At 70.1% G+C, this 8,773-nt stretch carries 6 protein-coding genes; 2 read left to right on the top strand and 4 right to left on the bottom strand.

The features are described 5' to 3' along the window. The 4 genes from RMO85_RS16470 to ppk2 all read right to left on the bottom strand — a co-directional run. A partial coding sequence (locus RMO85_RS16470) for a (Fe-S)-binding protein (RefSeq protein WP_310529804.1) occupies positions 1-1,752 on the bottom strand: 1,752 nt, incomplete at its 3' end. 136 nt (positions 1,753-1,888) lie between these two features. After that, complete coding sequence (locus tag RMO85_RS16465; protein ID WP_310529803.1) at positions 1,889-4,324, bottom strand: hypothetical protein; 2,436 nt, start codon at positions 4,322-4,324, stop codon at positions 1,889-1,891. Between the two features lie 307 nt (positions 4,325-4,631). After that, on the bottom strand, positions 4,632-5,375 hold the full coding sequence (locus RMO85_RS16460; RefSeq protein WP_310529802.1) for an IclR family transcriptional regulator: 744 nt from the start codon (positions 5,373-5,375) through the stop codon (positions 4,632-4,634). A 22-nt stretch (positions 5,376-5,397) separates the two neighbouring features. Continuing rightward, positions 5,398-6,255, bottom strand: a complete 858-nt coding sequence (gene ppk2, locus RMO85_RS16455; protein ID WP_310529801.1) for a polyphosphate kinase 2 — start codon at positions 6,253-6,255, stop codon at positions 5,398-5,400. Between the two features lie 135 nt (positions 6,256-6,390). Here ppk2 and hutH point away from each other — a divergent pair, with 135 nt between their 5' ends. Beyond that, positions 6,391-7,935: a histidine ammonia-lyase gene (gene hutH / locus RMO85_RS16450; protein ID WP_310529800.1), complete on the top strand. Its 1,545-nt coding sequence runs from the start codon at positions 6,391-6,393 to the stop codon at positions 7,933-7,935. Next, on the top strand, positions 7,932-8,773 hold an 842-nt coding region (hutU, locus tag RMO85_RS16445; protein ID WP_310529799.1), incomplete at its 3' end, for a urocanate hydratase. The genes hutH and hutU, both read left to right, overlap by 4 nt.

The raw sequence follows: 8,773 nt of genomic DNA, 5'->3' as shown, positions 1-8,773 counted from the left end.
CACGAGGCGGTTGAGCAGTTGCGTGTGGTGCACGACCTCGAGCTCGATGCCGAAGTCCTTGTACTCGTTCTTCAACGTGTTGAAGCAGTGCGCGCAGGTCGAGACGACCTTCTTGACCTTGAACTCCTTGAACGTCTCGATGTTCTGCTGGGCCAGTCCCTGGAAGACGAACTCGTTGCCCGCGCGCCGGGCCGGGTCGCCGGTGCAGGTCTCACCGTTGCCGAGCACGCCGAAGCTGACTCCGGCCATGTTGAGGAGCTCGGCGACGGCGCGGGTGGTCTTCTTGGCGCGGTCCTCGTAGGCGCCGGCACAGCCGACCCAGAACAGCCAGTCCACCGACTCCAGCGACTCGAGGTCCTCGCCCACGACCGGGACGTCGAAGTCGAGGCCCTTGGCCCAGTCCAGGCGCGCCGTCGGCGACATGTTCCAGGGGTTCCCCTTGTTCTCCAGGCCCTTGAAGAGCCCGTTGAGCTCGGCCGGGAAGTTGGACTCGACGAGCACCTGGTAGCGGCGCATGTCCATGATGTGATCGACGTGCTCGATGTCGACGGGGCACTGCTGGACGCAGGCTCCGCAGGAGGTGCACGACCACAGGACGTCCTCGTCGATGACGTAGTCGGCACCCTCGGGGTTGTAGAACCAGTTCCCCTCCATGCCGGAGCCGATGAGCGACTTCTCCGCCACGGCCACCCCGCCCTCGGGCGTGCCCGACGCGGCTGCGCCGGCCGCGGCTTCGGCGGCCTTCGCGTAGGCGTGGTCGCGCAGGCCCATGATGAGCAGCTTCGGGGAGAGGGGCTTCTCGGTGTTCCAGGCGGGGCACTGCGACTGGCAGCGGCCGCACTCGGTGCAGGTGGTGAAGTCGAGGATGCCCTTCCAGGAGAAGTCCTCGATCGAGCCGACGCCGAGGATCGAGTCCTCGTCGAGGTCGTCGATGTCGTCGAGCGTCACCGCCTTGCCGCCCGACGTCAGGGGCTTCATCGCGCCCAGCGCGGTGCTGCCGTCGGACTCGCGCTTGAAGTAGATGTTGAACCACACGGTGAAGCGGTGCCACGCGATGCCCATCGTGATGTTGCGGGCGATCACCATCAGCCAGACCATCGCGAGCGCGATCTTGAACATCGCGATGAAGTAGATGGTGTTCTCCAGCGCACCGACCGAGTCGGGGTAGAGCACGTCGCCGAGGATCGAGGAGAACGGGTAGTGGGCGCGCCCGGCCTCCGTGTCGAGCTTCCACTCCGCGGCGCGGACGAACAGGATCGCGGCCCCCTCGAGCAGGGCCAGCGCCTCGACGAAGTACGCCTGCCACATGGTCGAGCCGAAGAACCGGCTCTTGCGGCCGAGGCTGCGCGGGTGGTGCATTTGGCGGTAGATGATCAAGAAGACGATGCCGACCGTGCTCAGCGCCCCGATCACCTCCATGAACCACTCGAACGGGTACCAGTGGCCGATGACCGGATAGGCGAAGTCCGGCTTGAAGAGCTGGAAGTACGCCGCGAGCACGGCCGTGCTGAGGAACAGGAACGCCATGTAGACGAACCAGTGCATGATCCCGACCCATTTCCACTGCAGCATCCGGGTGTGGAGGAAGGTCTCCTTCAGCATCGTCGCCGTGCGACCGGCCGGGTTGTCTCGGCGACCCGGTGCCGGCTGGCCGCTGCGGATGACGCCGAGCATCTTGCGCACGGCGGGCACCAGCAGCGCGATGGCGCCGACGGTCAAAGCCAGGGAAACGACGATGGCAAAGATCTGCATGAAGGACTGCTCTCCGTGGGTCTTGGCGGTCGTGCTCGGAGCCTATGACTACGTACGCCGAGTGCGTAGCGCTGGCGCCGTGAGATGGATCCTACTTCTCGGTAACCACCCGGCGGCGCGGGCCCGTTCGGGAGACTCAGGTGACGGAGGCGACCTTGCCCGAGGCGCTGAGACGGACGCCGACCCTGCCGCCGGTGACGCAGTAGGTGAACTCCGAGCCCAGCCGTTGGTAGGGCTGGCCCACGCGCATCATCAGCTGCCGCACCGACAGGCCGGGCCGCGCCAGCTCCACGAACGACGAGCGGGCACGCCGGAGGTCGGGGTTGCGGCACGAGTCCGGGGCGATGCCCTCGGCCCGCTCCCACGTCTGCAGGTAGGCCTCCGCCCCGCGCCACATGTCGTCCTTGAGGGCGTCACCGTCGGCGCCGGCGACGTGGGCGGCGTCCTCGATCCAGTCGGGGTAGGCGCCGTACTGCGCGACCCCGTCGACGTTGATGTCGTAGACCCGCTCGCCTGCGTGCTGCCGGTCGATCCGGACGCCGCCGAGTCCGCGGAACGGATAGGCGACCGGGCTGGGGGCGTCGGCTCCGCGCGGGTTGCCCTGGGCGCCGAGGCCGTTGATGTCGGCGCCGTACCCGAAGCCGAAGTAGAAGCGCTTGTCGGCCCAGCCCAGGTGGCGGCGCCACTTCGCCACGAAGCCGGTGGAGTCTCCGGCGTACGGCGCGACGTAGCCGCCGAGGCGGTAGATCCGGGGGTAGGCGTCGGGCGTCGACCAGGAGTGGCTGGACAGCACGCCGGAGTAGGCCCGCGCCTCGAGCTGGTCGAGCAGGGTGTTGCGGGCCCTGACGCTCATGTGGTCGGGGTCGATCAGCATGTGCTTGTCGGCGAGGCGGTCGACGAGGTGGGTGCCGAGGTCGGTCAGCCCGCGGGTGTTGCAGTGCATCGGCGGGCCGTAGATCGGCAGGGCCGCGAGGTTGAGCAGCCCGCTCAGCTGGCCGATGGCACCGAAGAGGGCGTCCTGCTGCCCGGCGCTGATGTCGGGTGCCGCGAACTGCGCGTGGTCCGCACTCTCGCCGTCGGCCGGTGTGCAGTGGCGCATGTCCCAGAACGAGCCGGTCTCGAGGAAGTTGGCCGCGTTGACCGCGACTCCGGTGGTGCCGTTGTCGCCCGCGATGCCGGAGAGCGCGTTGTCGAACTTGTTGACCAGCTCCATCTGGCGCACGCCGAGCCGGTGCATCTCCTCGAGCTGCCGGTCGATGCCCGCCGGGTCGCACGCGTCGACGTCGCCGCCGGGCAACCGCTTGAACGTGCAGCCGAAGGGCACGCTGGTCTCGATGCCCATCACCACCGCGAGCTTGCCGGCGTTGATCACCTCCCGCGCCTCCCACGGGGAGCGGACGATGCGGTACCAGCCCAACCCCGGACCGCCCGCCTGGGCGTCGATGTAGTCCTGCAGCTCATACATCCGCCGGGCCTGGAGGCGCACCGAGTCCATGTCGTCGCAGGAGTTCTTCTTCAGCGGGTAGAGCTCGCAGAGCTTGTTGTTCTCGACGAGCAGGTTGACGAAGATCCGCTGGCCGCCGCGCCACGATCGCTCGAGCCACTTGTAGTAGGTGCCCTCGTGGGTCAGCGACTCGGGCGCCGGCCAGTCCTTGAAGGTGGGCCAGCCGACCGGGTCGTGGCCGGGCTTGCCGCCGAGGGCGGTCTCGAGCGCCGCGCCGTAGCCGCCGGTCGCGCTGTGGTCGGGGCAGTCGACCAGCGCGTATGCCGGGCCGTACCTGTCCCACGGCTTGCCGCAGTGCACGGATCCGCCGAGGAACTCGAACGCCATCCCGTGGGTGTGCGCGTCGACGTACCCGCGCACCTCCTGGAAGGGCGTGATGCCGGCGTGCGGGCGGCCGCTGACGTTGACCAGGGCCTCGGCGAACGCCGGGCAACCGCTGGCCGTGCGAAGGGAGAACGCGTCGAGGTCGTCGAGCCTCAGGGCGGTGCCACCGGAGTTGAAGCGCATCCGACCGTCGTGGCCGCGCGCGGTCCACTCGGTGGCCGGCGACGGTGTCGTCGTGCGCGTGCCGTCGGCCGCGAGGAACCGCTGGTCGCGGTCGATGAGGAGGTAGGTGCCGAGAGTGGTGGCGCGGAACCTGAGGGGTTCGCCCCGGTCGGTCAAGGTGTAGCAGCCGCCGGCCATCGCGTAGCGCGTCGCCGGCACCGCCGTGCGCTGGGGGACCGGTCGCACGGTCGTCAGCTCCGGCTCGCGGAGGCGGCGCTGGCTGGCGACGTACGCCGCAGCGTCGCGCGCCTGCCGGGCAGTGGTCGGGTCCTGCGTGGCCGCAGACACCTCTCCACCGCGGGAGACGGCGTTCTTGGTGGCGGAGTCGCTGTGGTCGTGACCATGCCCGTCCCCGCCCACCTGATGGATCGTGGACGTCGGGGCCGCGTCGTGGGTGGCCGGCAGGGTGCCGGTCCGGGCCGATGTCTCGTCGCTCAGCGCCAGTCCAGCGCCCACGAGGGCGAGCGTGACGAGGACCGCGGCGCCTTGGCGACGGGTCGATCGGGGCGGAGTGGATTCCACGGCGTTACCTCCTGGTTGGTGAGTCAACGACTGGCAGCCGTCAGCGACACGCGTCGCTCCGGAAACTTGTTACCGACCCGTGGCTGCCCGGTGTAGGCCCTGTGGGGCGTCGATTGAGACTCTTGGCCCACGTTCGGAAATGCGTCTGGCGCACACATCAGACGCAGATTGAGTAGACCTGGATCCGGGGGGGTCCGCGGGTGGCAATGCCACCTCGTAGTCATGGTTGACTCGTATGATCATCCGGCGTGGCGGCCGGCCGGCTCCCCGTGAGGGTGAGTGGTCGGCCGCTCACATTGGCGTCACCTCACCCGCCCAGCCGCCGGGACAGCCCGACCGCGGTGGTTCGTACGGCGCCCGCCGCCTCCTCGAACGCGGTGCCGTGCGCGAAGGTCACCGCGACGGCGGCCACCGGGTGCTGGTTGTGGTCGAGCACCGGCGCGGCCACGCTCGCCAGGCCGTCGGAGACCTCGCCGTCCTCGATCGCGTAGCCGCGCTGGCGCGCCTCGCTGAGCACCGTCCGGAGCCCGCTGAGCGACGTCGGGCCGGTGCCGAGCCGGTCCACGCACGCCGCCCGGTCGGGGTAGAGCGCCCGCACCTGGCTGCTGGGCAGCGCCATCAGGATCGCCCGGCCACTCGCGGTCAGGTGCGCGGGCAGGCGCACGCCCACGTCAGTGACCAGCGGTGGGCGTCCCGGTGCGCGCTCCTCGAGCACGTAGAGCACGTCGCGCCCGTGCAGGACGGCGAGGTGACCGCCGTACCCCGTCGTGTCGACGAGGGCGGCGAGGGGCCGCCGCGCGATGCGCTGCAGCGGCTCCTGCCGCGCGAACCCGCTGCCGACCTCGAAGGCCGCGACGCCGAGGCCGTAGCGCCGCTCGTCCTCGAGGTGGACCACGAAGCCTTCGGCGATCATCGCGTTGACGAGGTGGTAGGCCGTGCTGCGCGGCAGGTCGCAGGCCCGCGCGATCCGGTCGAGGGCGACGGGGTCGGGCTGGCTGGCCAGGAAGCGCAGCACGCGCAGGGTGCGGGTGGCTGCGGGGACCTGGCTCATGCGCGCCAGAGTAGGGCCGGTCTCAGAAGAGCTGGGGGACGAAGGTCTGTTCGTGCATCGGTGGCCTGACGTACGGCGTCTGCCGCATCGCCGGCAGCGTGATCTCGTCGGGGGCGACGTCGACGTAGTCGAACTGGCTGACGAGGTGGTTGATGCAGTTGAGCCGCGCTGCCAGCTTGTCGTCGGAGGGCACGACGTACCACGGTGCCTGCTTGATGTCGGTGTGCTGGAACGTCGTGTCCTTGGCCATCGAGTAGCGGACGTAGTGCTCGTGCTCGGCGAGGTCCATGGCGGAGAGCTTCCAGCGCTTGATCGGCTGCGCGTTGCGGGCCTCGAACCTCTTGCGCTGCTCCTCGAAGGACACCGAGAACCAGTACTTCAGCACGGTGATCCCGGACCGGACCAGCATCCGCTCGAACTCCGGGCAGCTGCGCAGGAACTCCTGATGCTCCTCCTCGGTGCAGTAGCCCATCACCCACTCGACGTTCGAGCGGTTGTACCAGGACCGGTCGAACAGGACCATCTCGCCGGCCGCGGGGAGGTGCTCGGCGTAGCGCTGGAAGTACCACTGGGTCTGCTGGCGCTCGGTCGGCTTGGGCAGGGCGACCACTCGCACCGTGCGGGGACTGGTCCGCTCGGTGATCCGCTTGATCACCCCGCCCTTGCCGGCTGATCCGCGGCCCTCGAAGATCACCAGCACCTTCAGGCCCTGGGACTGGATCCAGTACTGCAGCAGCACGAGCTGCTCCTGCAGCCGCTCCATCTCATCGTCGTAGACGCCGCTCCTGAGCCGCCCCTTCTTCGTGTAGCGCTCCGGGTCCCTGGCCGTCTCGTCGGGGCCGACGTCGTCGGCGCCCGCTGGCGGTGCGGTCTTGGCCATCACGCTTCCCTCTCGGTCCGGGCACCACCGTCCCCCACCGGCCCGGTGCTCGGCAAGAGCAGGTTGTCTCGGATTCGAGACGGGTCGGCGACCAGGACGGTGGTGCGCGGTCGACTGCGGGAGTTGGATGACGACATGGCACTCACCCCCGTCTCCGTCGGCACCGGCCCCGTCTCGTTCGCCGACATCGTCGCGGTGACCCGCGACGGCGCCCCCGTCACGCTCTCCGAGGAGGCCGTGGTCGCGATCGACAGGGCCCGGGCGGTGGTCGAGGAGCTGGCGGCGGCCGCGACCCCGGCGTACGGCATCTCGACCGGTTTCGGGGCCCTGGCCACGCGCCACATCCCGACCGAGATGCGTGCGCAGCTGCAGAAGTCACTGGTCCGCTCGCACGCCGCCGGCTCCGGACCCGAGGTCGAGCGCGAGGTGACGCGCGGGTTGATGCTGCTGCGGCTCTCGACCCTGGCAACGGGTCACACCGGCATCCGGCGCGAGACGGCCCAGCTCCTGGCCGACCTCCTCACGCACGGGATCACACCGGTGGTGCACGAATACGGCTCGCTCGGCTGCTCGGGGGACCTCGCGCCCCTGTCCCACTGCGCCCTCGCGCTGATGGGGGAGGGGTCGGTGCGAGATTCCTCCGGGACCCTGATGCCGGCCGCCGAGGCGCTGGCCGCAGTCGGCCTCACCCCGGTCGAGCTCGCCGCCAAGGAGGGGCTCGCGCTGATCAACGGCACCGACGGGATGCTCGGCATGCTGGTGATGGCGATCGCCGACCTGCGGATGCTGCTCAAGACCGCCGACATCTCCGCCGCGATGAGCGTCGAGGGCCAGCTCGGCACCGACCGCGTCTTCGCCCCCGAGCTGCAGGCGATCCGCCCGCACCCCGGCCAGGCGCTCTCCGCCGCCAACCTGATGGCGCTGATGGCCGACTCCGGGATCGTCGCCTCGCACCGCACCGGCGACTGCAACCGCGTCCAGGACGCCTACTCGCTGCGCTGCTCGCCGCAGGTCCACGGTGCTGCGCGGGACACCGTCGAGTACGCCGCAGCGGTGGCCGGTCGCGAGCTGGCCTCGGCCGTCGACAACCCGGTCGTGATCGACGACCGGGTCGAGTCCAACGGCAACTTCCACGGCGCCCCGGTGGCCTACGTCCTCGACTTCTTGGCGATCGTCGCCGCCGACGTGGCCTCGATCAGCGAGCGGCGTACGGACCGGTTCCTCGACAAGACGCGCAGCCACGGGCTCAACGCGTTCCTCGCCGACGACCCCGGCGTGGACTCCGGCCACATGATCGCGCAGTACACCCAGGCCGCGATCGTCTCCGAGCTCAAGCGCCTCGCCAACCCGGCCTCGGTCGACTCGATCCCCTCCAGCGCCATGCAGGAGGACCACGTCTCGATGGGCTGGTCGGCCGCCCGCAAGCTGCGCAGATCCGTCGACGGACTCACCCGCGTCGTCGCCATCGAGGTGCTCACCGCCGCCCGCGCGCTCGACATGCGCGCTCCGCTGACACCGTCGCCGGCCACCGCGGCGGTGGTCCGGGCACTGCGCGACGCCGGCATCCAGGGCCCGGGGCCCGACCGCCACCTGTCCCCCGAGATCGAGGCAGCCGTCTCGCTCGTCGCCTCCGGCGCGGTCCTTGCCGCCGCCGAATCCGTGATCGGAGAACTCGCATGACCCACCCCACCAACCCGCGCCTGCCCATCCACGCCGCCACCGGCACCGAGCTGAGCGCCAAGTCGTGGCAGACCGAGGCACCGCTGCGGATGCTGATGAACAACCTCGACCCGGCCAACGCCGAGCGCCCGGAGGACCTCGTCGTCTACGGCGGGACGGGCAAGGCGGCGCGCAACTGGGAGGCGTACGACGCCCTCGTCCGGACCCTGCGCGACCTCGAGGACGACGAGACGATGCTGGTGCAGTCCGGCAAGCCGGTCGGGGTCATGCGCACCCACACCTGGGCGCCGCGCGTGCTGATCGCCAACTCCAACCTGGTCGGCGACTGGGCCAACTGGGAGGAGTTCCGTCGCCTCGAGGACCTCGGGCTGACCATGTACGGCCAGATGACCGCCGGTTCGTGGATCTACATCGGCACCCAGGGCATCCTGCAGGGGACCTTCGAGACGTTCGCGGCGATCGCCGACCTCCGCTTCGAGGGCACCCTCGCCGGGACCATCACCCTCACCGCCGGGCTCGGCGGCATGGGCGGCGCGCAGCCGCTGGCCGTCACCATGAACGACGGCGTCGCGATCTGCATCGAGTGCGATCAGTCGCGGATCGAGCGCCGGATCGAGCACCGATACCTCGACGTGCAGGCGTCCTCGCTCTCGCACGCGGTGGAGCTCGCGATCGAGGCCCGCGACGCCCGCAAGCCGCTGTCCATCGGGGTGCTCGGCAACGCGGCCGAGATGGTGCCGGCGCTGCTCGAGCAGGGTGCGCCGATCGACATTGTCACTGACCAGACCTCGGCCCACGACCCGCTCTTCTACCTCCCCGTCGGCGTGCCCTTCGAGGA

This window comes from Nocardioides sp. (genome assembly GCF_031422975.1).
Lineage (GTDB): Bacteria > Actinomycetota > Actinomycetes > Propionibacteriales > Nocardioidaceae > Nocardioides.
The sequence above is the reverse complement of the archived record's forward strand: the minus strand, read 5'-3'. Positions and strand labels throughout refer to the sequence as shown.

Bases quoted from the DNA above. Each gene is read 5' to 3' on its own strand.
- ppk2 (WP_310529801.1), bottom strand. From the start codon at position 6,255: ATGGCCAAGACCGCACCGCCAGCGGGCGCCGACGACGTCGGCCCCGAC.
- hutH (WP_310529800.1), top strand. From the start codon at position 6,391: ATGGCACTCACCCCCGTCTCCGTCGGCACCGGCCCCGTCTCGTTCGCC.
- RMO85_RS16460 (WP_310529802.1), bottom strand. From the start codon at position 5,375: ATGAGCCAGGTCCCCGCAGCCACCCGCACCCTGCGCGTGCTGCGCTTC.